The following is a 24,998-nucleotide window of genomic DNA, read 5'->3' as shown; positions in this document are numbered from 1 at the left end:
GACCGAAAAAACCTGTTGTAACGTTAACGGAGCCGTGAAGTGACCGAGCTCGCCCGTCTCCGCGCCGTCGTCGACCTTGCCCGCGCCGGCCTCACGGTGCGCGACATCGCGCAGGCGCTGCGCGTTCACGAGCGCGCCGTGCGGGCGCTGCTCGAGCGCTCCCAACCGACGGAGCAGGCGAGGTGATCGCGATCCGCGACCATGCCGGCGACATTCTTCGCAAGTTCCCGGCGCCGGCCGAGCCGCTTCCGCCGCGGCCCGAGGCCCTGTACTCGCCTCGCTATGCGCCGCTCGAGTTCGAGCGATTCGCGCCGCGCTTCAGGATTCGCCGCCCGGCCTACGATCGCGCGGGACTGATCGTCGCCCGGGGCGTGGAGGGCGGCGACTCTCTCTCGCCCTTGATCCCGACGGAGGCGAGCGCGTTCGCTGTGTTCGATCCTTCGATCGCTGCGGACGATGCTGACCTCGTGCTGATCCGCTGGCACGACGACTTCGCGCGACGAATCGTGAACGGGTTCGAGAGCGAGGCGCCCGAGGTTCGCGACTCGTGGATACGACGTTATGCGGCGGACGGCAAATTCACGAACCTCGCGTTGAAGGTGCTGCGACATGGCGGCGGCCGGCTCTGGGTGACGTGCAGGCAATACGGATTTCGGCTCGAGGACGTCGGCCGTGTGCTCGGGGTGTGCGTCGCGCTCGAGCTCGACGGCGTGCCGGCCTACGGCACAGCGAGCAAGGCGCGTCGCTTCATGCATGCATGGGCTAACAATCTCACTCACCCGTGGAGGATATGAATGGGCAAGACCTTCAAGAAGATCGCGACCATTGTCGGGATCGCTGCGCTCGGCTTCTTCACCTTTGGCGTCGGAACACTCGTCGCGGGCGGTGCCGGCCTCGTCGCGGCCGTGACGACGCCGTTCCTCGCGGGCGGAGCGATCTCGCTCGGGCTGATCGCGCAGGCGGGCCTCGGGCTGATTGCGATCGGCAGCATGCCCGACAAGCCGAAGTCGCTCGAGGACACCGGCGCCAACTCCCGCGGCCGCGCCTTCGCCGATCCGAATGCGCTCGGGGTGTTTGCCTTCGGTGAGACGACGCTGCCAGAGGCGCTGCTCCACGACCGAAAGGAGAATCATCTTGGCACTTGAGGACCACTTGACCGGCCCGGTCGTGCGCCCCGTGTTTTGGGGACTGCTCGACATCGCAGGAGCGCCGCTGCGCGGCTACACCGGCCCCGGTGCGTTCGCCCCCGTCGGCACCGGCGATCCCGACATGGACGGCTTCGTCTTCGTCGAGGCCGAGGGCGCGGTCGACGTCTCCGACATCTCCGAGGACCTGGGGATCGGCGGGCCCGTCACCGTGACGTTCTCGGCCGGCGAGCTCGACGGCACCGAGGGCGTGGTGCAGCAACTCATCGCGGACCGCCGCGCCTTCCTCGGCCGCAAGATGAAAATCTGGCTCGGCTTCCTGACGGACGACGAGTCGGCCGTGGCCTCCGATTTCGAAGTGATTTTCAACGGCGTCATGGTCGCCGCGGAGTCGAAGCGCCAGGAGGGGCAGCCGGCCGTCATCTCCGTCACCGGCGACGCGGACCTACAGAAGGCGAACGCGCCGCCGGTCCGGTGGATCGACCATCAGGTGTTCGAGCCGGGCGACACGGCCTCGACGTTCATCAATAGCCTCTCGCGCGGCGGTATCGCGAGCGCGCGTGAGGGTCAAGCATTCCAGACAGAGCGCGAGCGCCAGGCGTTGCTCAACTTGGAGCCGTGGAGACAAGTATGAGCGCGACCGCAAAAGCATTGCAGGAATCCCCCGCATTCGACCCCGGCCGCCTGGCCGAGCCGCCGCCGTTGGTCCGGTGGGGGCCGCCGAAGACGACGTACACGCCGGAGGAAGCCGCGGAAAGGCTGAACTGGCAGCGGCGCGTCGCGCACGATCAACGCCATCTCCGCGCGCTCGTCCGCATGTCGAACGAGGGCCGGGGGCGTTACTGGGCATGGCGTTGGTCGCGTCTCGTTCGCGAGGGGTTCACTCTGCGTGATCCCGCGGCGACGACGGTCGGATTCTACGAGTGCGTCGCGGGTGGCCGGTGCCTCGAGCCGCTCGTGCCGGACGGAGCGCGGCTCTGGTTCGATCTCGACGCCACCGCGCGCGATGGGGACATCGTGCTCTGCACCCTGGATCCTGCGATGGTCGCGAGGATGCGCAGCGATCCGCGAATCATCGAGCTGAACGGCCGGCCGACGCGTGGCGGGACCTACGTGAAGCGGCTCGCCTGGCTGTTCAACGCCTACTACCTGACGACGAAAGGCTCCGGCTGCGTCATCCAAGATCGGCCGGAGTGCAGGCACCACATCCTCGGCGTGCTGCGTCACGTCGAGATCGACGGCGTGCCGGCCCGCGGCTCGATCGCGCGCGCGGACGTGACCGGCGACAACACGAGCGCGGACACGAACTCGGAGGTGGACACGTTCACGGTCACGGGCGACCCGGACGATTTCTTCGGGACGGTGAGCGGTGATTGCGAGTTCACGCGCACCGGAGAGACGGTGACGCTGCGATTCCCGAACTCGATCGTGGGGACGTCGGAATCGACGTTCAACAACTGGTCTGGGATACCTGCACCGCTGCGGCCGACGAAATCACAGGTGCTCGTGGTGCATCCGGTGATCGACAACGGCAGCGGTTACGCAGGCCGGATGCGCATCGAGCCCGATGGGACGTTCTCGTTCCTGCTGTTGCAAGTGTCGGGTAGCCGCGTCACCGGTGACGGCACGTTCACGACCAGCGGCTCCAAGGGCATCGGCGTTGGGCTTCAAGCGACCTACTCCATGTCATGAGGACGCCGCGGGAGTGCTTCGCCTGCGGCGGGACCGCGTGCTGGGTGCCGCGGCCGGGGTTCAACGATTGGGATCACGCGTGCTGCGAAGCGTGCAAAGCCGGAGGCGGCCGCGGCCTCCGGGGGGCGCGTGCGATTCCTGCCGCTGGACCCTGCGACCGGGCAGGTGATCAGCGAGGCCGAGCGGCGGCGGCTTCGCCCTTTTCCGCCCTAAACGGTTCCTCATCGGAACCTTTTTTTAACGGTTCCTCATCGGAACCGTTTTTGGAGGGACGTGGTGACGCCCGCCCCGCCCGCCGCTCACCTCCTGCTACCGCTGAAACCTGGCCAACCTGGCCACGTTTTTCTGCTGTTGCACCGCCCGCCCCGCGCCGCTCACGGGCGTCACCACCAATCAAACCCGTATCGATACGGGTTTGTTCATCGGCCTCCTGCTACCGGTGAAGAACAACCCGGCATCGATGCCGGATTGTTTGTTGCACCGACCTTCCCGCCGCTCAATTCTGGCGCAAAAAAAGCCGGGCACTGAAGGCCCGGCTCGAAGCGTGTGGGCGCGCGCAGCGGTCAGTCGTCGTCGCGCCGACTCATGAAGTCGCAGTAGTCGTTGATGACTGCCTCGGCCTGCCGTTCGCTGAGTGTGAACCCCGCCGTTCGCGGTCCGCCAGATTTCATGCGCTCAATGAGGGTGCCGCGCATCTTGAGAAGAAGCTCGGCAACGACATCAATGCAGTCTTCGTATTGTTCGATTGTTAATCCGAGATCTGACCTATCTAGTGATGACATATCGTCTCCCGTCGGTGTCGTTTTGTGAAAGGGTATCCCGTTCGCGGCCGGATCAGTCGCGCTTCAGCCCGAGCCTGCGCTTCACGTTGTCGAGATGGGCGTGAATCATGTTGCACATGGTCGGGATCTCGTCGATGAGCGGGATATCGTGATCCCCGTCGGTGCCGCAGAAGATGGCCTGCACGAGCGTTGAGGCGGCGATCAGGTCGTCTTCGCAGTCCAGTGCCGGGCGGCGAGGCTCGGCGGGCGTCTCGCGTTTCTCGGCCTCAACGATAGCGCGCTCGGGCCGCTCGTTCAGCACGTGCGAGAACGCTTCCCGCAGGTCTCTCAGGTTTTGCTCGATCATCGTGCCGAGACGGGTCGGCGTGATCTTGTGCATGTCGGCATAGCTGCCGCCCGTGCACACGAGCAGATCAGCGAGGACACTCAGCGCGTCGGCCGCGTCGTTGAACCGGGTCTCCGCGTCGATCCACGAGGTATCGACCGGCTCTCGGACGGTCTCAGAGGACTCGGGTACAGTGGTATCGGTCATGGCTCTTGCCTCTTGAGGCTTGGGTTGTGGCAAGGCTCGGCCGGACGTTGCAGCGTCCGGTCGGGCCGCTTACCGCCCCTTTCGAGGCGGATTCAGCCACCGCTCGAATCGCTCGTTCGAACGGCGGAACAAGATGCCGAGCACGTGCAGCTGATGGCGCGCGTCGGGCGTGCAGCCGAAGCGGCAGGCGCGGCGGCGGGCGCTCATCGGTGATACGCCCCGGCGAGGCAGTGCATGAGTTCGTGCCCAATCATCGCGGTGGCGTCGTCATCGACGGTCTCAGGCCGGCGGATGTAGAGCCGGCACACGAGCTCGCCGTCGACGCGCAGGAGGACGGCGAAGCCATCCTCGGGGCCTCGGCGGAGGATCGAGCGCTCGAAGCTCTCGGCGCCGTAGCGGCGTCGTGCTTCGGCGAGTTCGCGCTGGCTCTCGATCCAAGTCACCTCGAGCCGGAACGCCGTCTCGTCGAGAGTCGGGCGGATCGGCTGCGCGAGGGCGACGTGAGCGGCGAAGAGCGCCAGTACGGCAAGGCATCGCATCGGGCCTCCTTCGGCGCAGGAGGCGCGAGAGACATGCCGTACGAGTGCCGTACGGCTTCGGTCGGAAGGGGGAAAACGCGGCTAAGTCATTGAGTGGATTGGTCGGGGTGATAGGATTTGAACCTACGGCCCCTGCGTCCCGAACGCAGTGCTCTACCAGGCTGAGCTACACCCCGACGTGTCGAGCGGGCTGCGGAAGGGCGGCGCTTGCGTGCGGCTCGGGCTGCCGCGCCCCGTCGCTTCCACGGCGCAATTTTGCGAGATTTTCGGCGCGAATGACACCCGGGCGGCCGTTGCCGTCGGCGCATACGCTCCGTAGCCGGGCGCACCTTATACGCCTCGACGCCGGCCGAGGCAACCCGCGACGCCGTACCCCGCGGGTCCGCCTTGGGCGACCCACGGCGCTCACCGGAACGAGAACTGCGGCCGCGCGATCATCAGCCAGAAGATTCCGAGGACCGCGGCGAAGGCCGGGAATCCGAACGCGAACCAGATCCGAAACAGGCGGCGGTACGCGGCCGGCAACGGTGTGCCCGCTCGAACCGCCTCGCGCGCGAGGTCGCGCATGCGCAGCTGCATCCAGACGACGGGCAGCCAGAACGCGCCGGTCACCGCATAGAGCATCAGCGACACGGCGATCCAGCCGTCGAACACGGGATAGCCGAGCAAGCGGGCGAGCAGGAAGCCCGTGATCGGCTGCGCGACGACGGCGGTGGCCGTGAAGACGAAGTCCGCGAGCACGACGATCGCCGCGACGCCGGCGATCACGGCCGGATCGCGGCGAAGATGCGCGACGAGCATGAAGAATGCGATGCCGGCGCCGGTGCCGAGCAGCACGGTCGCGCCGATCACGTGCAGGTAGAGCAGGACGTGGTACTGCAGGGTCACCGGTCGTCGACGATCGCGAGCGCCACGAGGTTGAGCGCGATGATCGGCCAGATCTTCATCATCGGGCCGATCGGATCGGTCCACAGCGAAGGCAGCAGTATCGTGCCGGCGACGAGATAGAACACGGAGAGGACGACGGCGGCCCAGAGCGCCGGAACGGCCGTGCGGCGCACGGCGATCCCGATGCCGATGACGATGTCGGCCACGGCGCCGGCGACGACGCCGGGCGCGGCGAGCGCGCCGACGCCGCCGCGCTCCATGTACTCGAGCCCGATTTCCCAGCCGGGACCGAGGGAGATCACGCCGGTCAGGATCCAGAAGGCGGCGAGGACCGCGAGCACGACGGGCTTCAGGAAATAGAGACGGGCGAAGCGCCGTTCCTGCACGGACGCGGGCTCCGCCGCGAGCGCGTCCGCGAGCCGCTGCGGCGCGATGCCGGTGGTCGCGATCCACGCGCTCGGGTCGCCGATGGCGCCGCGCACGAGCTCGTGCCGCGCCGTCGTGCGGATCGGCGTGCGCCATCCGAGCAGCGCCGCGAAATCGCCTAGCCGGTAGGCGAGGGCCATGAGCCAACGCGGGAAGCGAGCTCGCCGCGCGGGCCGAAAGCGGAGCCACCGTCGGAACGCGAGCACAGCGTCGCCGAAGGCGAGGCGCTCGGGACCGGCGACGTCGAGCGCGATGCGCGCGGGCGTCGAGGGCTCGACGAAGAACAGGATCGTGTCGACGACGTCGTCGAGCTGGACGATCTGAAGCGGACCCGCGTCGGGCGGGTCGGGGATCGCCGGGAGCCCGGCGAGCCCGCGCAGCAGCGCGCTGCCGCCCCCGGCAGGCCTGCCCACGACCACGGACGGGCGCAGGATCACCCAATCGAGGTCGCGCGACGTGAGCGCATCCTCCCCGGCCTTCTTCGTCGCCGAGAAGGGGCTGAGCGCGCCGCGGTCGGCGCCGATCGCAGAGAGATGCACGATCCGGCGCGGGCCGCCGTCCTCGCAGGCGCGGTAGAGCGCGGCGACGCCGTCGACGTGAACGCCCTGCGTGTGGTCGCCGGGCGCATCCTGCAGCACGCCGGCACAGTTGACGACGGCCTCGACGCCCGCGAGGTGCGGCCGCCAGTCGAGCGGCGACGTGGCTGCGGCGATATCGAGCTCGACCCACTCGACGCCCGGCAGGTCCGCGCCGGGGCGGCGTGCGACTGCGGTCACTTCCCGGCCGTGCTTGACGAGCCGCGCGAGAACCGCCGAGCCGATGAGGCCGCTCGCGCCGAGCAGGAGCACCCGGCTCACTGCGTGCGGCCCGGACGCGTGCTCGCCGCGCCCGAGGCCGCCTGCTCCTTTTCCGCGGCCGGGAGACGCGCAACCTGCGCGCCGGGCGCGGTCTCGGGCGCAGCCGGCGGCGCTTCCTCGCCCTTGAACTCTTCCCGCGCCATCTCCCAGCAGCTCAGGAAGAAGGCCGCGATGATCGGGCCGATCACGATGCCCGCGAGACCGAACGCGGTGAGGCCGCCGAGCGTCGAGAGCAGGATCAGGTAGTCGGGCATGCGGGTGTCGCGGCCGACGAGCACGGGCCGCAGCAGGTTATCCACGAGCCCGATCACGAGGACGCCGATCAGGATCAGCGCGATGCCCGCGATGATCCGGCCGCTCACGATCAGGATCACGGCGGCCGGCGCCCAGACGAGCGCCGCGCCCACGGCCGGCAGGATCGTGAGCAGCGCCATCACGACGCCCCAGAGCACGGGAGCCGCGAGGCCGAGGATCCAGAACGCCGTGCCGCCGATCGCCCCCTGCACGATGCCGACGACGATCGTGCCCTTGATCGTTGCGCGGGAGACCTCGGCGAAGCGCGAGAGGAGGTACCGTTCGCGGGCGTCGCCGAGCGGGAGCGCGCGCACGAGGCCGTCGAGAAGGCGCGGGCCGTCGCGCAGGAAGAAGAAGAGCAGGTAGAGCATCAGAAAGAAGTAGATCGTCACGCGCACGGTGTCCTGGCCGAGGGCGAGAGCCCGTGCGGCGATGAACCGGCTGGCCGCGACGCCGGCCTCGGCCAGCCGGGTCTCGAGCCCCTGCGGATCGATGCGGAATCGCTCGAGCAGGTTCGTGAGCTGCGGCAAGTGCTCCTCGAGCTCGTCGTACAGCCGGTTGAGCTCGATATCCTCCTCGTTCAGCCGTTGCACGAGCGTGGTCGCCTCGTTCGTCACGGCCGTGACGACGCCGACGAGCGGCAGGATCACGATCAGCACGACGAGGAACATGCTCGTGCCGGCCGCGAGCGAGCGGTGGTGCGGCAGGCGCTGCTCGACCCGCGCGTGGAGCGGATACACGATGATGCCGAGCGCGACGGCCCAGAAGATCGGCTGCAGGAATCCGCGGATCAGCCACAGGAACGCGGCCGTGACGAGCACGAGCAGCGCCGCGAAGAAGGCCTTCTGGACGGTCGTCGGGCTCATCGCCTCTCGTCCGGCGCGCGCGCGGACTGCTTCACCTTCGTCCACCATTCGATCCGCTCGGCCAAGGTCTTCTCGAACCCATGGCGGGTCGGCTCGTACCAGGCCGCGCCGCGGAGGCGCTCCGGCAAGTACTCCTGGCCGGCCGCGAGGCCGCCTTCGTCGTGATCGTAGCGGTAGCCGCGCCCGTAACCGAGCTCCTTCATGAGCTTCGTCGGCGCGTTGCGGATATGCAGCGGCACGGGCTCCGCCGGATGCTCGCGCGCGGCGCGCAGCGCTTCCTGCCAGGCGACGTAGGCGCGGTTCGATTTCGGTGCGGTCGCGAGGTAGATCACCGCTTCGGCAATGGCGAGCTCGCCTTCGGGAGAGCCCAGGAAGTGATACGCGTCTTTCGCGGCGAGCGCGAGCGACAGCGCACGGGGGTCCGCGAGACCGATGTCCTCGCTCGCCATCCGCACCACGCGGCGCGCGATATAGAGCGGGTCTTCCCCGGCGTCGATCATGCGCGCGAGCCAGTAGAGCGCGCCCTCGACGTCGCTGCCGCGTACCGCCTTGTGCAGCGCCGAGATCAGGTTGTAGTGCTGCTCGCCCGATTTGTCGTACTGCGGGATGCGACGCTCGAGCACTTGGATCACGAGGTCGGCGCTGATCTCGCCCGCGCCGCGCGGCAGCTTTCCGCGGGCGTGATGCCACACGGCTTCCGTGACGTTCAGCGCCCTCCGGGCGTCGCCGTCCGCGTGGCGGGCGAGGAGCTCGATCGCGTCCGCGGTCGGCGCGAGCCGCGCCCCGGAGTCGGCGGCGAGGCGCGCGAAACCTTTCGCGATGATGGCCGCGATGTGCTCGGGTGCGAGCGGCTCGAGCACGAACACGCGCAGCCGCGACAGCAGCGCCGAGTTCAGCTCGAAGGAGGGGTTCTCCGTCGTCGCGCCGATCAGCGTGATCACGCCTTCCTCGACGTACGGAAGGAACGCGTCCTGCTGCGCCTTGTTGAAGCGGTGGATCTCGTCGCAGAAGAGAATGGTGCCGCGCCGATCGGTGACGAGCCGTTGCTGCGCCTCGCGGATGATCTCCCGCACCCGCGGCACGCCCTCGGTGACGGCGCTGAAGACCTCGAACGCCTTGTCGGTGTAATTCGCGATCAGACGCGCGAGCGTGGTCTTGCCGCTGCCGGGAGGCCCCCACAGGACCATGCTGCCGACGCTGCCGCGCTCGATGGCTTCGCGCAGCGGCTTACCGGGCGCGAGCAGGTGCTCCTGACCGAGAAAGTCATCGAGCGTGCGCGGGCGGAGCAGATGCGCGAGCGGTGCGCCGCCGGTCGCGTCGGCGTCGAGCAGGTCCTTCTGGGGGGACACGTCGGCTCACGGTTGGACCATGATGCACCGATTGTAACCCGGTCCGGGAAAGCGGATTCGGCCCGGAAGGTTTCGCCGCACCGGCCTCGCCGGGCGGCGGCGGCGACGATGCTCCGGTCTCCCGGATGGTCTCGGTGCGATCAGGTTCCCCCCTCAGGAGCCGCAAGCCGGTTACACTTGGCCCATGGCACATCAACTCATTCGGGGGGCCTGCAGGTCCCTCCGCCGCGCCTCGACGGCCGGCCCCGTCGCGCTCGCCGCATTCGCGCTCGTGCTCCTCGCCGGGCAGGCGGCCGGCCAGGAAAACATCGGCACCGTGAAGCCGGTCCTGCACGGCAAGCATTGGATCGCGATCGCGGGCAAGCCGCTCGCGGCCACGGCCGGGGCAATGACGTTCGCGAAGGGCGGCAACGCCGTCGACGCGGCTTGCGCGATGCTCGCGGCGGCGGCGACGATGTGGGACACGCTCGGCTGGGGCGGCGAGACGCAGGCGCTGATCCACGACCCGCGCACCGGCGAGGTCAAGGGCATCAACGCGCTCGGTGCCGCGCCGTCCGGCGCGACCCCCGAGTTTTTCCAGTCGCGCGGAATGTCCCAGCCCCCGGACTACGGCCCCCTCGCGGCCGTCACGCCCGGAACCCCGGGCGGGCTGATGGTCATGCTCGCCGAGTTCGGCACGATGAGCCTCGAGGAGGTGCTCGAGCCGGCGCTGCAGATGGCCGAAGGCTATGCGATCGAGCGCGCCGCGGCCGAGACGATGGAAGCGACGAAGGAGCTCCTGCGGCAGTGGGAGGGGTCCCGGCGCGTCTTCCTCCCGCATTACGATCCGTCGCGGCCGCGCGCCTGGTGGGCGCCTCGGCCCGGCGAAGTGTTCTCGCAGCCCGATCTCCTCGCGACGTTGATGAAGCTCGTCGAGGCCGAGCGGTCCGCGCTCGAGGACGGTAAGAGCCGCGAGGAGGCGATCATGGCCGCATACGATCGCTTTTACCGCGGCGACATCGCCCGCGAGATCGCCGCCGGAACGCAGGCGGCGGGCGGCCTGATCACGGCCGAGGACCTCGACGAGTGGCGCGTCTATATCGAAGACCCGGTAGTCACGAACTACAAGGGTATCGACGTCTACAAGCTCACGACCTGGGTTCAAGGCCCGGTGCTGTTGCAGACGCTGAACATCCTCGAGAACGTCGACCTCCAGGCGATGGGGTACAACAGCGTTCGCTACATTCACACGCTCTATCAGGCGATGAACCTGGCGTACGCCGACCGCGATTTCTACTACGGCGACCCGTACTTCCCGCCTGCGGAGCCCATCGAGGGCCTGCTTTCGAAGGAGTACGCACGGGAGCGATTCGGCGAGATCAACTGGCGTCGAAACGATCCGCAGGTGCCCCCCGGCGACCCGTATCCGTATCAAGGCGAGGTCAACCCGTACCGCCATCTGCTCGAGACCTGGTCGCCCCGAGTGCGCCGCGGACCGCCGATTGCCGCGGAGCGCGAGATCCGGACGTTGACCGACGACCAGGCGTTTCTCGCCGGCACCACGTCGATTCAGGCGGCCGATGCCGACGGGTGGGTCGTCTCGATCACGCCGAGCGGAGGGTGGCTTCCGGCGTTCATCCCGGGCAAGACCGGGATCGGGCTGTCCGAGCGGATGCAGAGCTTCGTGATGGATCCGCGATCGAACCCGTTCAACGTGCTCGAGCCGGGCAAGCGGCCGCGCGCCACGCTGAGCCCGAGCATCGCGCTCAAGGACGGGAAGCCTTTTCTGTCGTTCGCCGTGCAGGGCGGGGATGCACAGGACCAGAACCTCCTCCAGTTCTTCTTGAACGTCGTCGAGTTCGGCATGAACGTGCAGGAGGCGGCGGAAGCGGCGAATTTCAACAGCTACCAGATGCACAGCTCCTTCGGCCGCCACGAGGCGCAGCCGGGCCGCCTGCTTCTGCGTGACGACGTCCCGTCCTGGGTGCGCACGAAGCTCGAGACCATGGGCTACCGCGTCGAGACGGCCAGGCTCACGTCGGGCCCCATCAACGCGATCGAGTTCGACCTCGAGCACGGCACCCTCTGGGGAGGCTCCAGCGATTACGGCGAGGACTACGGCATCGCCTGGTAGCCTCGCGTAGGCTGCCCGCCCCACGTCGTTCTCGATGGACTTCTTGGCCTGGTTGCAGAGCACGGCGCTGGCCACGGCGGTGGCCGAGACCGTGTGGGCCTATCCGCTGCTCGAGACGGTGCACGCAGTCGGGATGGCGATGCTGCTCGGCTCCCTCGGCTTGATCAACTTGCGCGTCCTCGGCTTCAAGCCGGAGCTTCCGCTGCTCGGCACGCGTGATCTGCTGCCGCTCGCGTGGCTCGGGTTCACGTTCAACGCGATCTCGGGCATTGCCTTGTTCACGTCCGACGCGATCTACTTCTTCAGCAGCTACACGTTCAGGGTCAAGCTGGCGCTGATCCTATTGGCCGGCGTCAACGCGGTGCTGCTCGGGCGCAAGATTTTCGATGAGCCCGCGGCGAGCGCGGCGGAGACGCCCTCCGCCGGCGCCAAATGGCTGGCCGGGGCGTCGCTGACGTTCTGGGTCGGCGCGGCGGTCGCCGGGCGGCTCATCGCGTACCTGCCCTAGCTCCGGGGGCGCGGATGGAATTTCTGATCTGGCTCGAAAGCACTCCTGTCGCTCAAGCGATCAAGACCTCGGTCTGGATGTACGCCACGTTCGAGACTGCGCATTACATCGGCCTCGCGATGCTCGTCGGCGGAATCATGCTGATCGATCTGCGGCTGCTCGGCGTCGCGCGCAGCTTGCCGCTGCCGGCCATGCTGGGCTTGTTGCGGTGGGTCTGGGTCGGCTTCCTCATCAACGTGACCACCGGCACGCTCATGTTCGTCTACGGTGCCACGTCGTTCGGCGTGAACCGGATGTTCTGGCTGAAGATGACGCTGATGGTGCTCGCGGGCATCAATGCGCTGATCTTCACGATCGCGGCAGCGAGATCGGGGAGCGACTGGGTGTCGATCGGCCGCACGCCGCCCGCAGTGAAGGTCATCGCGACGCTCTCGCTCGCCCTCTGGCTCGGCGTCATGACCGCCGGGCGCTGGATGGCGTACGTCTAGATCCGTCAGCCGAAAAGGACGTCTCGCAGGCGCACGCGGATCTCATTCGACGTTTGCGCCGTCCAATCCTTGTCGATTTCCGCGGCGATCGACTCTTGTAGAGGCCGTCCGAACGCTTGGCGCAGATAGCCGAGAAAGCGCGGCTCGGCGACGAGGTAGAGCCGGTCGAACCGCTTTCGCTTCCGGGCGGCGTCGAGCGTCTCGCCGATCTCCTTTGCGAAGCGGATGGCCTCCTGCTCGACCGGCTCGACGGACGAGGACATCGCGTGACGGCCGTGGCCGACGCTGTCGAACGCCTGCCCGGGGCGATCCGCGTTGATGTCCTGGTTCTTGAGCCGCGTGGCGGGCGCGACGAGGTCGGCGATTTCCTGCAGGGGACCGTGGCGGCTCGACTGCTCGAAGATGCGGCAGCGGGTCTTGTCGGCGACGGCGATCCAATCCTTGCTCATGGTGCCTCCGACGCCGGTTGAACCGGCAAGCTGTGTCGTCGATGGGGTCGTCCGTGAACGACGTGCCTCCGCGAGGTATCCTACAGTTCCCCGCGCCGCCGTGAACATCGACGCCGATACCGATGCCTGCGCCCGTCCGCCGCCCTCGTTACGTCGTGCACGACGGTTTTCGCATGCCGATGGGCTTCCCCGTGGAAGGCTTCGGCTCCGGCCTGCGCTACCGGCCGCGCGCTTCCGATGTCTTCGTCTGCACGTATCCGAAGTGCGGAACGACGTGGATGCAGTACATCGTCTTCCTGATTCGGAGCCGCGGGCAGCCGCTCGGGCCCGGGCAGCGCCTGGATCAGGTGTTTCCGCATCTCGAGGAGGTCGGCGCCGGTCCGGTGGAGAAGCTGCCGGAGCCGCGGCTGATCAAGACGCACCTGCCGTTCTCGATGGTGCCTTACGACGCGGCGGCGCGTTACATCTACGTCGCGCGCAACCCGTTCGACTGCGCGGTCTCGTTCTTCCACCATACGCGCGGCTTCGTGCAGCACTACGACTTCGCCGATGGCACGTTCGACGATTTCTTCGAGTGCTTCATCGCCGGCGAAGTGGACTTCGGCGACTACTTCGAGCACCTTCTGTCGTGGTACGCGCGCAAGGACGACTCGAACGTGCTCTTCGTCACCTACGAGCGGATGCAGGAGGAGACCGAGGCCGTCATCCGTGAAGTCGGCGAGTTTCTCGGCGGCGCCGCCCGCGACGTTGTGCGTGATTCTCGCCTTGTCGCGGCCGTGCTCGAGGAAAGCAGCTTTCGGAGCATGAGCCGCGAGCAGCGGCGCTGGTCGAGCGCCCGAGCGCCGGGCGCGCCGGAATTCGTCCGCAAGGGGATCGTCGGAGACTGGCGCAACCACTTCTCGGCGGAGCAGGCGAGACGCCTTGCGGACGAGTTCGCGCGCCGCACCGGCGGGAAGGGAGCCTACGAGCTGTGGCCCGACGTCGTGCGCGAAGCGCTAAACACCTTTTAGAGAATCGGAAAGAGAGTATGGACGAGCAGACCCGAACGGAGCTCGACGCAGCCGTCTTTCGGCGGCTGCTTCGGCACTTCGACGAGCGCAAAGACGTGCAGAACATCGAGCTGATGATTCTGGCCGGCTTTTGCAGGAATTGCCTCAGCAAGTGGTACGTGGAGGCGGCGCAGGAGAGAGGTCTCGACGTCGACCTCGAAACGGCTCGCGAGCGCGTCTACGGCATGCCATACGACGAGTGGAAGTCGCGCTACCAGCCGCCGGCCACGCCGGAGCAGCTCGCGCGATTCGAGGCGGCGCAGAAGAAGGCGTAGGCGCGGCGCGACAACGAGGCCCAGCTGGCTTCTCGCCGCATCGTATGCGGGGACGGCGGCGGGAAAGAGGCTCTGCGCGCTCGTCCGCCGTCAAAAGCGCCGGTTGACGGCGAACTGGGCGAGGCCGGCGAGGCCCTCGCGGCATTTCGACGGCGGGAGGACGGACAGGGCGGCGATCGCGGCGTCGGCTTCGGTGCGCGCCCGCTCCGCCGTGTAGCGCAGGCCGCCGGAGGACTCGATCGCGAGCTGGATGGACGTGAGGTTTTGCGTGCCGCCGGTCTCGATCGCTTCGCGGATCATGTGGCGCTCCGCCGCGCTGCCGTGGTCCATCGCGTAGATCAGCGGCAGAGTCGGCTTCCCCTCCGCCAGGTCGTCGCCGATGTTCTTGCCGAGCTCCTCCGGTTTCGCGGCGTAATCGAGCGCATCGTCCACCAGCTGAAAGGCGAGGCCGAGGTGGCGGCCGAAGCCGATGAGGGCCTGCTCGACACGCTCGTCCTGCCCCGCGAGGATCGCGCCGATTCGCGTGCCCGCCTCGAACAGCTTCGCGGTCTTGCGGTAGATGACCTCCATGTAGTCCGCCTCGGTGATGTCCGGGTTGTTGCAGTTCATCAGCTGCAGAACCTCGCCCTCGGCGATGGTATTCGTGGCGTTGGCCATCACGTCGAGGATCTTCATGTCGCCGATCTCGACCATCATCTGGAAGGCTCGCGAATACAGGAAATCGCCGACGAGAACGCTTGCCTGATTGCCGAACTTCGCGTTGGCCGTGCGCTGACCGCGCCGCAGCCCGGAGCCGTCGACGACATCGTCGTGAAGCAGCGTGGCGGTGTGGATGAACTCGATGATGGCGGCCGCGGAGATGTGCGCGTCGGCGCGATATCCGCACGCGCGCGCGGCGAGCAGCACCGCGAGCGGCCGCAACCGCTTGCCGCCGTTATGGATGATGTGATGGGCTACCTGGTTGACGAGCGCGACGTCGCTGCCGAGGCGCCGATAGATGACCCGGTTGACGCTGCCCCAATCGTCGCCGACGAGTGATCTGAGTGCGTCGAGGGAAGGTGCCGAGTGTCGGCTTGCGGCAACATGCATCAGCGGATGATGCCTGATAGCGCGCCCGTTGGCGAGCGCCGGCCCCGACTCGATGCACGCGTCGGCGTTTTTCGGGCGCAACCGTCGCACGCAGCGCACGCGTCGCGGCCGTCCCCGCGCTTCCCGCCTGCGGAGCGCCCGCGGGGCGCCGTTCGTTGACCGCGTTTCCGCCGCCCACTAGAATTCCTCGCTTTTCCGCCGCCCGGCGGAGCTTCATCAGCGGCTTAGGAGCATCTTGCGGTGTATGCGGTCTTTCGTACAGGCGGTAAGCAGTACCGCGCGAGCCCCGGCGACCGGCTGAAGGTCGAGCGCCTCGACGCGGCCGTCGGCGACGTCGTCGACTTCGATCAGGTGCTTCTCGTCGGCTCCGGCACGGATATCCGCATCGGCTCGCCGCTGATTCCGGGCGGTAAGGTACAGGGCAAGGTCGTCGATCAAGGTCGCACGAAGAAGATCGAGGTCGTGAAATTCAAGAGGCGCGCCCACTACAGAAGGACGCACGGGCATCGGCAGCACTATACCGAGGTGGAGATCACGTCCATCACGGGCGGCGACGCCGCCTAGCCACGCCGGCTCGGCGCGCATAGTGAGGAGATTCGGTCATGGCACACAAGAAGGCAGGCGGCAGCTCGAAGAACGGGCGCGATTCTGAATCGAAACGGCTCGGCGTCAAGCGCTTCGGCGGCGAGCAGGTCGCGCCGGGCAACATTCTCGTGCGGCAGCGCGGCACGCGCTTTCATGCCGGCGCGAACGTCGGTGTCGGGCGCGATCACACGTTGTTCGCGCTCGCCGCGGGGCGGGTCGCGTTCGACACGAAGGGCCGGAAGAAGCGCACGCACGTGAGCGTGGTCACGGACTGACCCGCGTGCGGTGAAGCCGGCTCGAAAAAGCCCCGCCGGTCGGGGCTTTTTTCGTCCCGGCGAGCCCGGGCCGCGGCGAGGCGACGGCCGGGCCCCGATGCGCCGGCGGCAGCGGCCGTGAAATTCGTCGACGAAGCCGACATCCGCGTCGAGGCCGGTCGAGGCGGCAACGGCTGCGTGAGCTTCCGGCGCGAGAAATACATTCCGCGCGGCGGCCCGGACGGCGGCGACGGCGGCCGCGGCGGCAACGTGTACCTCATCGCTCGCGAAGGCCTAGGGACGCTCGCGGATTTCCGCGTCCAGCGGCGCTTCAAGGCCGAGAACGGCCGGGGCGGCGCGGGGCGCAACATGACCGGAGCGTCGGGCGCGGACCTTTATGTGCCGGTTCCGGAGGGCACGGAGGTCACGGACCTCGACACCGGCGAGACGCTGGGCGACCTGCGCCGGGCCGGCGACGTGCTGCTCGTCGCACGGGGCGGCCGCGGCGGACGCGGCAACACCAGCTTCAAGAGCAGCGTGAATCGCGCGCCGCGGCGGGCGACGCCGGGCGAGCCCGGCGAGGCCCGGCATCTCCTGCTGGCTCTCAAGGTGCTTGCCGATGTCGGCCTGCTCGGCGCCCCGAACGCCGGCAAGTCGACGTTGACGCGAGCCGTCTCGGCAGCCCGCCCGAAGGTCGCGGATTATCCTTTCACGACGCTTCATCCGCACCTCGGCGTCGTTCGTGTCGGCGTCGAGCGGAGCTTCGTGATCGCCGACATTCCAGGCTTGATCGAGGGCGCCGCGGAGGGCGCGGGGCTCGGCATCCGCTTCTTGAAGCATCTGGAGCGCACCCGTCTGCTGTGGCACGTGGTGGCGGCGGGCCCCGACCGGGGGCTCGACGACGTCGCAGCCGAGATCCGTGCGATCGAGGCCGAGCTCGAGCGCTACTCGGCGGTGCTCGCGGGCCTGCCGCGCTGGCTCGTGCTGAACAAGCTCGATCTGATGCCGCCCGGGGAGCGGGGCGAGCACGTCGAGCGCGTCGTCGCGAAGCTCGGGTGGTCGAGCCCGGCCTACGGGATCAGCGCATTGACCGGGGAGGGAACCGAGATCCTCGTGCAGGACGCGATGCGCTTTCTCGAGACGCACCGGGGCGCCGAGGCGAGCGAAGCGCCGGAGGCGAGGGGAGCGCCCGAGGCGACGGATGCGGCCGAGGCGGGCGAAGCGCCAGAGGCGGACGAGGAAGAGGGCAACGGGCCGGACACGACGCCGGCAAGCCCCTCAGGACATCGCGCGTAGCTTCGCGTTCAGGCGGCTCTTGTAGTGCGCGGCACGGTTCTTCGCGATCAGGCCCTTCGAGACCATCTTGTCGATTTCCGGCACGGCTTCGCGGAAGCGGGCCGCGGCGGCCTCCTTGTCACCGGATTGGACGGCTTTCAGGACCTTCTTGATCGCCGTGCGGCCTCGCGACCGCAGTGCCACGTTGTGCGCCCTCCGCTCGACGTTCTGCCGCGCGCGCTTCTTAGCGGATTGAATGTTGGCCAAGGTGTCGTTCCGTTTGACGGTCGGCGGGGACCCGTGAAAGGGGCGGTATTATTCGAAGCCCTCGAAATCAAGTCAAGCCGGTCGCCGCGCCGGCGCCCCTTATGGAAAGTCGGCCCGAATCGCCCGCAGTGACCGCGCCCCGGGAGGATCTGCTCGCCTCCACCGGCGTGGTCGGCGCGATGACCCTGGTGTCTCGGATCACGGGCCTCGCCCGCGACATCGCGTTCTCGCACTGGTTCGGGGCGGGCCTTCTGATGGATGCGTTCTTCGTCGCGTTCAAGATTCCGAACCTGCTTCGCCGCTTCTTCGCCGAGGGCGCATTCTCGCAGGCATTCGTCCCCGTGCTCTCGGAATACCGGAGCGTACGGTCGCCGGCCGATGTCCGCGCGCTCATCGACCGGACGGCCGGGACGCTCACGGTCGTGCTCTTCGCCGTGACGGCGATAGGCGTCGTGGCGGCGCCGCTCCTGATTCTCGTCTTCGCCCCCGGCTTCGGTGGCGGCGACGGGCGCCAAGAGCTCGCCGTCGACATGTTGAGGCTCACGTTCCCGTATCTTCTGTTCATCTCGCTGACGGCCCTCGCCGGCGGCATCCTGAACACGTACCGCCGGTTCGCCGTCCCGGCGTTCACGCCCGTGCTGCTGAACGTCGTGCTGATCGTCTTCGCCGCGTGGATCGCGCCGCGCTTTTCGCAGCCCGGCGTCGGCCTTGCGGCCGGCGTCCTCGTGGCCGGCATCGTGCAGCTCGCGTTCCAGGTGCCGTTCCTGCTGAAGCTCGGGTTGCTGCCGCCGCCGCGATGGCAACGGGTGGATCCGGGCGTCGCGCGCGTGCTCCGGCTGATGGTGCCGGCCGTCTTCGGATCGTCGGTCGCGCAGATCAACCTGATGCTCGATACGCTGATCGCGTCGTTTCTCGCGGCGGGCAGCATCAGTTGGCTGTATTACTCGGACAGGCTGATGGAATTTCCGCTCGGCGTCGTCGGCATCGCTTTCGCGACCGTGATTTTGCCGAGCCTCGCCGAGCAGCACGCCCAAGCGTCGCGTGACGCGTTCGGGGCGACCTTGGACTGGGCGCTGCGCTGGGTGCTCGTCGTCGCACTGCCCGCCGCGCTCGGCTTGCTCCTCACGGCCGAGCCGCTGCTCACGACGATCTTCTACGGGGGCGTCTTCACCGAGCGCGACGTCGCGATGTCGGCGGCGAGCTTGCGGGCGTTCGCTCCCGGTCTGATCGGGTTCATCCTCGTGAAGGTGTTGGCGTCGGCGTACTTCGCACGGCACGATACGCGCACGCCGGTCAGGATCGCCGTGCGTGCTCTGCTGTTGAACCTGGTGCTGAATGTGCTTTTCGTGACGCTGCTCGTCGGGACGGACCGGGCGCCGCCGCACGCGGGACTCGCGCTCGCAACGTCGTTGGCGGGGCTCTTCAACGGCGCGATGCTGCTGTCCGGCCTCGTCCGGGCCGGCATCTATCGCCCTCGCGCGCGATGGCGGCCGCTCCTCGCGCAGGTCGTCGCCGGCTGTGCGGTCATGTCCGCCTATCTCGTCTGGGTGCTGGGCGAGGCCGGCGATTGGCTCGCGATGGCCCGCGGCGAGCGCCTCGCGTGGCTCGGCGTCTGCGTGCTCGGCGGCGCGGCGGCTTATTTCGCGGCGTGCTTTGCCGCGGGCCTGCGGCCGCGCGCGCTCGCGCAGGGCCGTTCAGGCCTGCGGTCTCGCGATTGAGCATGCGCTTCTGTCGCACGATCGGCGCGCTGCGGCGGCATGCGGCGCCGAACGGCCGGTCGGTGACGATCGGCGCGTTCGACGGCTTGCATCTGGGGCACCAGGAGATATTGGCGAGGCTGCTCGAGTCGGCGCGCGAGCGAAGCTGCCCGGCGCTCGTCTTCTCGTTCGAGCCGATGCCGGGCGAGGTCCTGTCGCCGCGAAACCCGCCGCCGCGGCTGACCTGCTTCCGAGAGCGCTTCGAGCTGCTTGCGCGGCACGGCGTCGACGAGTTCTTCTGCCCGTCCTTCCGGCAGATCCGGCGTCTCTCGCCGGAAGTCTTCGTCGACTCGCTTCTCGTCGCTGCGCTCGACGCGCGGCACGTGATCGTCGGCCACGACTTCCGTTTCGGATTCGGGCGCGGAGGAGGTCTGGACGAGCTACGCGCGGCGGGGCGACGACATGGATTCGGCGTCACGGTCGTCGAGCCCGTGTCGTGGCAGGGGCAGCGCGTCAGCAGCACATTGATCCGCGCGGCCCTCGCCGCCGGCGACCTCGCCGCCGCGAAGGGCATGCTCGGCCGCGACTACAGCATGTCCGGCCGCGTGATCCGCGGCCTGGGCCTCGGCCGGCAGCTCGGTTTTCCGACCGCGAACGTGAGCCTGAAGCGGCGGCGGGCGCCCATCGACGGCATCTTCGCCGTCCGCGTGGAGGGCTTGGACGACCGGTTGCTCGACGGCGTCGCGAGCGTCGGCACACGCCCGACGATCGGCGGCGGGCAAGCGTTGCTCGAGGTGCTGATCTTCGATTTCGACCGCGACGTCTACGGCGAGCACATTACGGTTCACTTCGTCAAACGCCTGCGCGAGGAGCGGCATTTCGCGGATCTCGACGCACTGAAGGCGCAAATCGAGCGCGACGTCGTGGAAGCCCGGGCTGCGCTTCGCGCCTGAATCGCGTACACTCGCCGCAAAGCCGTGAAGGGGACGAGTAACCGGCCCGCGGCGGGCACAGCGAGCAGGGGATGGTGGAAGCCCTGACCCGCGCACCGGCGAATATCACCCCGGAGCTGCTGTTCCGAACACCGCGGCATGTCGAGCGGGCGCCCGAGGCGGCCGCGCCGCGCGATCAGTAGGTTCAGTCGTCTGGCTCCCGTCAGCGAGCCGGGCTGCGCGCGCAGCCCACGAGGCCGAGTCCGCAAGGACGCGGCAAAGCCGGGTGGTACCGCGACCTCCCCATCGCCCCGGCGCCGCCGCCGGTCAGGCCGCACCGAAGCCGCCGGCTGCCGCGGGGCCAGTCCAAATTCGCGGAATCGATCGATGTTCGAACCAGTCGCTGCCCGTTACGACGGGCCGGCCCTCGAGAAGGAAGTCCTCGAGTTCTGGCGGCGCGAGGACGTATTCAAGCGCGTGCTCGAAGCGGGGCGCGGCCGGCCGTCGTTCGTCTTCTACGAAGGTCCGCCCACGGCCAACGGCCGGCCCGGCATCCACCACGTGCTCGCGCGCACGTTCAAGGACCTTTATCCGCGCTACAAGACGATGCGCGGTTTCCACGTCCCCCGAAAGGCCGGCTGGGACACCCACGGTTTGCCGGTCGAGCACGAAGTCGAGAAGGCGCTCGGCATCTTCGACAAGAAGCGGATCGAGGAGGAGGTCGGCATCGCGAGCTTCGTAGCGAAGTGCCGGGAGTCGGTCATGCGCTACGTCGCCGACTGGGAGGCCATGACCGAGCGCATGGGCTACTGGGTCGACATGAGCGAGGCCTACTTCACGCTCCACAACGCCTACATCGAGTCCGTCTGGTGGCTGCTGAAGCAGATCTGGGAACGCGGCTTGATGTACCAGGGGTACAAGGTGGTCCCGTACGATCCGCGCATCGGCGCGACGCTGTCGTCCCACGAGGTCGCCCTCGGCTATCGGGAAGTCGAGGACCCTTCGGTGTTCGTCCGGTTCAAGGTGCAAGGCGAAGAGAACGTTTTCTTCCTCGTCTGGACGACCACCCCGTGGACGCTGCCCTCGAACCTGTTGCTGGCGGTGCATCCCGACGTCGAGTACGCGTGGGTCCGGCACGGCGGCGAGACCTTGATCCTCGCGCGGGACCTCGTCGAGCGCGTGCTCGGTGAAGGCGCGGAGATCACGCGCACGGCGCTCGGGCGCGAGCTCGACGGGATGCGATACGAGCGCCTGTTCGACTATTTGCCGGCCGAGGGCGACATCTGCCGCGTGCGCACGGCCGAGTTCGTCACCACCGAGGACGGCACCGGCATCGTGCATATTGCGCCGGCTTACGGCGAAGACGACCTGCGCCTCGGTCAAGCGCACGATCTTCCGGTCGTGCACGGCGTCGGCGAGGACGGCTACTTCCTGCCGGACGTGAAGCCCGTTGCCGGCAAGTTTTTCAAGGAGGCCGACCCGGTCATCATCGGGCTGCTGCGCGAGCGGGGGCTGCTCTTCCGCGAGGAACGCTATCGGCACAACTATCCGTTCGGCTGGCGGACCGGCGATCCGTTGATCTACTACGCGAAGAACGCCTGGTACATCCGCACCACGGCGTTCCGGGAGCGGCTGGTCGAGCTGAACAAGGGCATCCATTGGGTGCCGGAGTACATTCGCGACGGCCGCTTCGGCAACTGGCTCGAGAACAACATCGACTGGGCGCTGTCGCGCGAGCGTTTCTGGGGCACGCCGCTGCCGCTCTGGACGGACGGCGCCGGCGACTACATCTGCATCGGCTCGGTAGCCGAGCTCGAGGAGCGGGCGGGCCGAAGCCTTGCGGGCCTCGACTTGCACCGGCCGGCCGTCGACGAGGTCACGTTCGTTCACGACGGGCGCGAGTATCGGCGCGTCGCCGAGGTCATCGACTGCTGGTTCGATTCGGGCGCGATGCCGTACGCGCAGTGGCATTACCCCTTCGAGAACCGCGAGACGTTCGAGAAGAGCTTCCCGGCGGATTTCATCTGCGAGGCGATCGACCAGACCCGCGGCTGGTTCTACACGCTGCATGCGATCGCCACGATGATCTCGGACAGCGCCGCGTACCGGACGGTGGTCTGCCTGAGCCACATCGTGGACCAGGACGGCAAGAAGATGTCGAAGTCGCTCGGCAACATCGTCGACCCGTACGACGTCTTCGATTCGGTCGGCGCCGACGCGCTCCGCTGGCACTTCACCGCGCGGGTCGCGCCGGACGTGCAAAAGCGCGTGTCCGTCGAGATCATTGGCGACGTCGCGAGCAGCTTCATCAACACGCTGTGGAACACGTACGGCTTCCTGGTGATGTACGCGCGCCTCGACGACGTCGATTTCACTCGCGACGTCCCGTACGAGGCGCGGCCCGAGATCGACCGTTGGGTGATCTCGCTGCTGGAAGAGACGGTGCGGACCGCCACGGATGCGCTCGAGCGCTACGACGCGCTGCAAGCGGGCGCGGCAATCGAGCGCTTCGTGGACCAGCTCAGCAACTGGTACGTGCGGCGCAACCGGCGGCGCTTCTGGAAGGCCGCGAGCGGCGACGACAAGCAGGCCGCGTACGTCACGCTGTACGAGTGCCTCGCGACGCTCGTGCGGCTCCTCGCGCCGTTCGTCCCTTTCCTGAGCGAGGCCATGTACCAGAATCTCGTGCGGCGCGTGGACGCCTCCGCGCCGATGAGCGTGCACATGACGGAGTGGCCGGAGCACCGGCCCGAGCGCCTCGACGCGTCTCTGCTCGCCGAGACCGAGATCGTGCAGCGGGTCGTCGGGCTCGGGCGCGCCGCGCGGAACGAGTCGCGCCTGAAGGTGCGCCAGCCCTTGAAGCGCCTTCTCGTGCGTGTGCCCGACGCCGCCGCGACGCGCGCGGTCGAGCGCCACGAGGACCAGATCCTCGACGAGCTGAACGTCAAGTCCATCGAGCTGCTCGCCCGCGACGCCGAGCTCGTGAGCTATCGAATCAAGCCCAACCTGCCGTTGCTCGGCAAGCGTTACGGGAAGCTCATTCCCGCGATCCGGCAGTATCTCGCGACGGCGGACGCCGCCGCGGTCGCCTCCGCCGTGGCGCGCGGCGAGACGCAGCGCGCCGTGATCGAAGGCTGCGAGGTCGAGCTCCCACCGGAGTCCCTGCTGGTCGAGACCGCGTCGGCCGAAGGCTTCGCCTGCGCGGAGGAGGGCGGCTATCTCGTGGGGCTCGATACGTCGTTGGACGACGGGCTGCGCCGCGAGGGGCTCGCGCGCGAGCTCGTCCGCGCCGTGCAAGACGCGCGCAAGCAGGCCGGGCTCGACGTCGCGGACCGGATCGTCCTCGAGATCGACGGCGACGCGGCCGTCCACGATGCGCTCCGTGCGTTCCGCGAGTACGTGATGACCGAGACGCTCGCGAGCCGCTGGGCGGCGCCCGATTCCGATCGGGCCTTCGTCGCGGAGCAGTCCGGAGGCGAGCACCGTTGGATCATTCGACTCGCCAAGGATTCGCGGGAGGGCGTGTAAGGAATGGCCGAACGTCGCTGGTTGGGGTTGAAGGCCGGAGCGAGCAACTGGCTATGGCTCTCGCTCGCCGTGATCGTGCTCGATCAGGCGACGAAGGCCGTCGTCGTGCGGCATTTTCAAGAGTTCGACGAGACCGTTTTGCTGCCGTTCCTGACGCTCGTCCGGCTGCACAACGAAGGCGCCGCGTTCAGCTTCCTGAGCGACGCTTCCGGATGGCAGCGTTGGCTCTTCACCGGCCTCGGGATCGCGGTCAGCGCCGGCATTCTGTTCTGGCTGCGACGCCTGCCGGCCCGCGGGCATCACCTGCTCGCTTCGGGGCTCGCGCTCGTGCTCGGCGGCGCGCTCGGCAACGTCATCGACCGCGTGCGGTGGGGGCACGTGGTCGATTTCATCCGCGTGCACTACGCGGAGTGGTACTTCCCGGCCTTCAACGTCGCGGACTCCGCGATCACGATCGGCGCGGCGCTGCTCATTCTCGACAACCTCGTCGCGATGCGGCGCGGCGCCGTAAAGGCGAAGGCGGACGGTTCGTAGCACGGCCCGCCGCTACCAGCAGCGGCCGTTCGGGTCGGGCGACGCGTCGCGCACGCCCTGCGAGTCGATCGAGAACGAAGCGCATTCGTCGTCGTCGGTCATGTCGACTCCGTTCGTGCCGCCTCCGGCAGCCGGGGTAGCGGTCGCCGTGTAACCCTCGGTCAGTCCGCCGGCGGCCGCAGTGATCGAAAGCGAGTAGACGCCGTTCTCGGTCTTGTCGCCCGTGAAGCCGAGGGCTTCCGGATCGGCGGTGTACGTGTTGTTCTGGAGGTACCAGCGCTCCTGATTGGCCTGTAGCCTGAGCAGCGCCGATTTCGCCTCGGTGCGATGCGCCCGCTGCGTGTACGCCCGATAGCTCGGCACGGCAATAAGGCCGAGGATCGCGATCAAGACCACGACGACCATCAGCTCCACGAGCGTGACGCCGGCGGCGCGGCTGAGCGGCGACGGCCATGCCCGGCCTGCGGCACGGAGCCGGGTCCCGCGCCTCGAGATTCGTTCTTGAACCGTCATGATTTCATCATTCTCCGTTGCATGACTCCGGCACGCGCGTGCGCCCCGGCCGAACCTGGCCGGGGCGCACGG

28 protein-coding genes and 1 tRNA gene are annotated in these 24,998 nt (G+C 68.2%); 17 read left to right on the top strand and 12 right to left on the bottom strand.

Annotated features, from left to right (window positions below; translation table 11 throughout):
• Positions 1 to 39 precede the first annotated feature (39 nt).
• The 5 genes from VF329_03440 to VF329_03420 are packed head-to-tail and all read left to right on the top strand — an operon-like array spanning position 40 to position 2,837.
• Positions 40 to 186: a helix-turn-helix domain-containing protein gene (locus VF329_03440; protein HEX7080047.1), complete on the top strand. Its 147-nt coding sequence runs from the start codon at positions 40 to 42 to the stop codon at positions 184 to 186.
• A complete protein-coding gene (locus tag VF329_03435; GenBank protein ID HEX7080046.1) occupies positions 183 to 794 on the top strand; it encodes a hypothetical protein in 612 nt (203 codons plus the stop codon). Before VF329_03440 ends, VF329_03435 begins: the two co-directional genes overlap by 4 nt.
• Positions 795 to 1,145, top strand: coding sequence for a hypothetical protein (locus VF329_03430; GenBank protein HEX7080045.1), 351 nt, complete (start codon positions 795 to 797; stop codon positions 1,143 to 1,145). It abuts the gene before it with no gap.
• Complete coding sequence (locus tag VF329_03425) at positions 1,135 to 1,779, top strand: hypothetical protein (protein ID HEX7080044.1); 645 nt, start codon at positions 1,135 to 1,137, stop codon at positions 1,777 to 1,779. Before VF329_03430 ends, VF329_03425 begins: the two co-directional genes overlap by 11 nt.
• Complete coding sequence (locus VF329_03420) at positions 1,776 to 2,837, top strand: hypothetical protein (protein HEX7080043.1); 1,062 nt, start codon at positions 1,776 to 1,778, stop codon at positions 2,835 to 2,837. Before VF329_03425 ends, VF329_03420 begins: the two co-directional genes overlap by 4 nt.
• Positions 2,838 to 3,400: 563 nt before the next feature.
• On the opposite strand, the gene VF329_03415 is transcribed toward VF329_03420, so the two are convergent.
• The 8 genes from VF329_03415 to VF329_03380 form a co-directional block, all read right to left on the bottom strand.
• The gene (locus tag VF329_03415) at positions 3,401 to 3,619 is read right to left on the bottom strand and encodes a hypothetical protein (protein ID HEX7080042.1); all 219 of its coding nucleotides are present in this window, start codon (positions 3,617 to 3,619) and stop codon (positions 3,401 to 3,403) included.
• Between the two features lie 52 nt (positions 3,620 to 3,671).
• Entirely contained in the window at positions 3,672 to 4,151 is a 480-nt protein-coding gene (locus VF329_03410) for a hypothetical protein (protein ID HEX7080041.1), read from the bottom strand.
• 203 nt (positions 4,152 to 4,354) lie between these two features.
• A complete protein-coding gene (locus VF329_03405) occupies positions 4,355 to 4,690 on the bottom strand; it encodes a hypothetical protein (protein ID HEX7080040.1) in 336 nt (111 codons plus the stop codon).
• A 99-nt stretch (positions 4,691 to 4,789) separates the two neighbouring features.
• Positions 4,790 to 4,866, bottom strand: a tRNA-Pro gene (locus tag VF329_03400).
• Between the two features lie 229 nt (positions 4,867 to 5,095).
• Complete coding sequence (locus VF329_03395; GenBank protein ID HEX7080039.1) at positions 5,096 to 5,572, bottom strand: DUF2269 domain-containing protein; 477 nt, start codon at positions 5,570 to 5,572, stop codon at positions 5,096 to 5,098.
• Positions 5,573 to 5,574: 2 nt separating this feature from the next.
• Entirely contained in the window at positions 5,575 to 6,861 is a 1,287-nt protein-coding gene (locus tag VF329_03390) for an SDR family oxidoreductase (GenBank protein ID HEX7080038.1), read from the bottom strand.
• Entirely contained in the window at positions 6,858 to 8,021 is a 1,164-nt protein-coding gene (locus VF329_03385; protein ID HEX7080037.1) for an AI-2E family transporter, read from the bottom strand. The genes VF329_03390 and VF329_03385 overlap by 4 nt, the downstream gene beginning before the upstream one ends.
• A complete protein-coding gene (locus VF329_03380) occupies positions 8,018 to 9,370 on the bottom strand; it encodes a replication-associated recombination protein A (protein ID HEX7080036.1) in 1,353 nt (450 codons plus the stop codon). The genes VF329_03385 and VF329_03380 overlap by 4 nt, the downstream gene beginning before the upstream one ends.
• A 184-nt stretch (positions 9,371 to 9,554) precedes the next feature.
• Between VF329_03380 and VF329_03375 the strand changes: the two genes are divergently transcribed.
• From VF329_03375 to VF329_03365, 3 genes are read left to right on the top strand one after another with little or no spacing between them, the layout of a single operon-like run.
• A complete protein-coding gene (locus tag VF329_03375; protein HEX7080035.1) occupies positions 9,555 to 11,483 on the top strand; it encodes a gamma-glutamyltransferase in 1,929 nt (642 codons plus the stop codon).
• 34 nt (positions 11,484 to 11,517) lie between these two features.
• Positions 11,518 to 11,991, top strand: coding sequence for a hypothetical protein (locus VF329_03370; GenBank protein HEX7080034.1), 474 nt, complete (start codon positions 11,518 to 11,520; stop codon positions 11,989 to 11,991).
• 14 nt (positions 11,992 to 12,005) lie between these two features.
• Positions 12,006 to 12,479 (top strand): DUF6644 family protein, encoded by a 474-nt coding sequence (locus VF329_03365; protein ID HEX7080033.1) that lies wholly within the window; start codon positions 12,006 to 12,008, stop codon positions 12,477 to 12,479.
• Positions 12,480 to 12,484: 5 nt separating this feature from the next.
• Here VF329_03365 and VF329_03360 read toward each other — a convergent pair whose 3' ends face one another.
• On the bottom strand, positions 12,485 to 12,928 hold the full coding sequence (locus VF329_03360; GenBank protein HEX7080032.1) for a host attachment protein: 444 nt from the start codon (positions 12,926 to 12,928) through the stop codon (positions 12,485 to 12,487).
• 122 nt (positions 12,929 to 13,050) lie between these two features.
• Between VF329_03360 and VF329_03355 the strand changes: the two genes are divergently transcribed.
• Positions 13,051 to 13,938, top strand: coding sequence for a sulfotransferase domain-containing protein (locus VF329_03355; protein ID HEX7080031.1), 888 nt, complete (start codon positions 13,051 to 13,053; stop codon positions 13,936 to 13,938).
• A 17-nt stretch (positions 13,939 to 13,955) separates the two neighbouring features.
• The gene (locus VF329_03350; protein ID HEX7080030.1) at positions 13,956 to 14,252 is read left to right on the top strand and encodes a DUF1244 domain-containing protein; all 297 of its coding nucleotides are present in this window, start codon (positions 13,956 to 13,958) and stop codon (positions 14,250 to 14,252) included.
• A gap of 90 nt (positions 14,253 to 14,342) precedes the next feature.
• Here the strand turns inward: VF329_03350 and ispB are convergent, their stop codons facing one another.
• Positions 14,343 to 15,341 carry an octaprenyl diphosphate synthase gene (ispB, locus tag VF329_03345; GenBank protein ID HEX7080029.1) on the bottom strand — a complete coding sequence of 333 codons (999 nt, stop codon included), beginning with the start codon at positions 15,339 to 15,341 and terminating at the stop codon, positions 14,343 to 14,345.
• 240 nt (positions 15,342 to 15,581) lie between these two features.
• On the opposite strand from ispB, the gene rplU reads away from it, so the two are divergent.
• The 3 genes from rplU (at position 15,582) to obgE (ending at position 17,476) form a co-directional block, all read left to right on the top strand.
• A complete protein-coding gene (gene rplU, locus VF329_03340; protein ID HEX7080028.1) occupies positions 15,582 to 15,905 on the top strand; it encodes a 50S ribosomal protein L21 in 324 nt (107 codons plus the stop codon).
• 38 nt (positions 15,906 to 15,943) lie between these two features.
• Positions 15,944 to 16,201 carry a 50S ribosomal protein L27 gene (gene rpmA, locus VF329_03335; GenBank protein HEX7080027.1) on the top strand — a complete coding sequence of 86 codons (258 nt, stop codon included), beginning with the start codon at positions 15,944 to 15,946 and terminating at the stop codon, positions 16,199 to 16,201.
• 117 nt (positions 16,202 to 16,318) lie between these two features.
• Positions 16,319 to 17,476, top strand: a complete 1,158-nt coding sequence (obgE, locus tag VF329_03330) for a GTPase ObgE (GenBank protein HEX7080026.1) — start codon at positions 16,319 to 16,321, stop codon at positions 17,474 to 17,476.
• Here the strand turns inward: obgE and rpsT are convergent.
• Entirely contained in the window at positions 17,459 to 17,722 is a 264-nt protein-coding gene (gene rpsT, locus VF329_03325) for a 30S ribosomal protein S20 (protein HEX7080025.1), read from the bottom strand. The genes obgE and rpsT overlap by 18 nt on opposite strands.
• 128 nt (positions 17,723 to 17,850) lie before the next feature.
• Between rpsT and murJ the strand changes: the two genes are divergently transcribed.
• The 4 genes from murJ to lspA all read left to right on the top strand — a co-directional run bounded on the left by murJ (position 17,851) and on the right by lspA (position 24,413).
• On the top strand, positions 17,851 to 19,440 hold the full coding sequence (murJ, locus tag VF329_03320; GenBank protein ID HEX7080024.1) for a murein biosynthesis integral membrane protein MurJ: 1,590 nt from the start codon (positions 17,851 to 17,853) through the stop codon (positions 19,438 to 19,440).
• Positions 19,441 to 19,442: 2 nt separating this feature from the next.
• Positions 19,443 to 20,372, top strand: a complete 930-nt coding sequence (locus tag VF329_03315) for a bifunctional riboflavin kinase/FAD synthetase (GenBank protein HEX7080023.1) — start codon at positions 19,443 to 19,445, stop codon at positions 20,370 to 20,372.
• A gap of 366 nt (positions 20,373 to 20,738) precedes the next feature.
• A complete protein-coding gene (ileS, locus tag VF329_03310; GenBank protein ID HEX7080022.1) occupies positions 20,739 to 23,879 on the top strand; it encodes an isoleucine--tRNA ligase in 3,141 nt (1,046 codons plus the stop codon).
• Positions 23,880 to 23,882: 3 nt separating this feature from the next.
• Positions 23,883 to 24,413: a signal peptidase II gene (gene lspA / locus VF329_03305; protein ID HEX7080021.1), complete on the top strand. Its 531-nt coding sequence runs from the start codon at positions 23,883 to 23,885 to the stop codon at positions 24,411 to 24,413.
• Between the two features lie 12 nt (positions 24,414 to 24,425).
• Here the strand turns inward: lspA and VF329_03300 are convergent, their stop codons facing one another.
• Positions 24,426 to 24,926 (bottom strand): type IV pilin protein, encoded by a 501-nt coding sequence (locus VF329_03300; GenBank protein HEX7080020.1) that lies wholly within the window; start codon positions 24,924 to 24,926, stop codon positions 24,426 to 24,428.
• Between the last annotated feature and the right edge of the window lie 72 nt (positions 24,927 to 24,998).

The sequence above is a fragment of the Gammaproteobacteria bacterium genome (assembly GCA_036381015.1).
Taxonomy (GTDB): Bacteria; Pseudomonadota; Gammaproteobacteria; order Steroidobacterales; family Rariloculaceae; genus ZC4RG20.
This window is presented reverse-complemented; position numbering and strand designations above follow the sequence as displayed.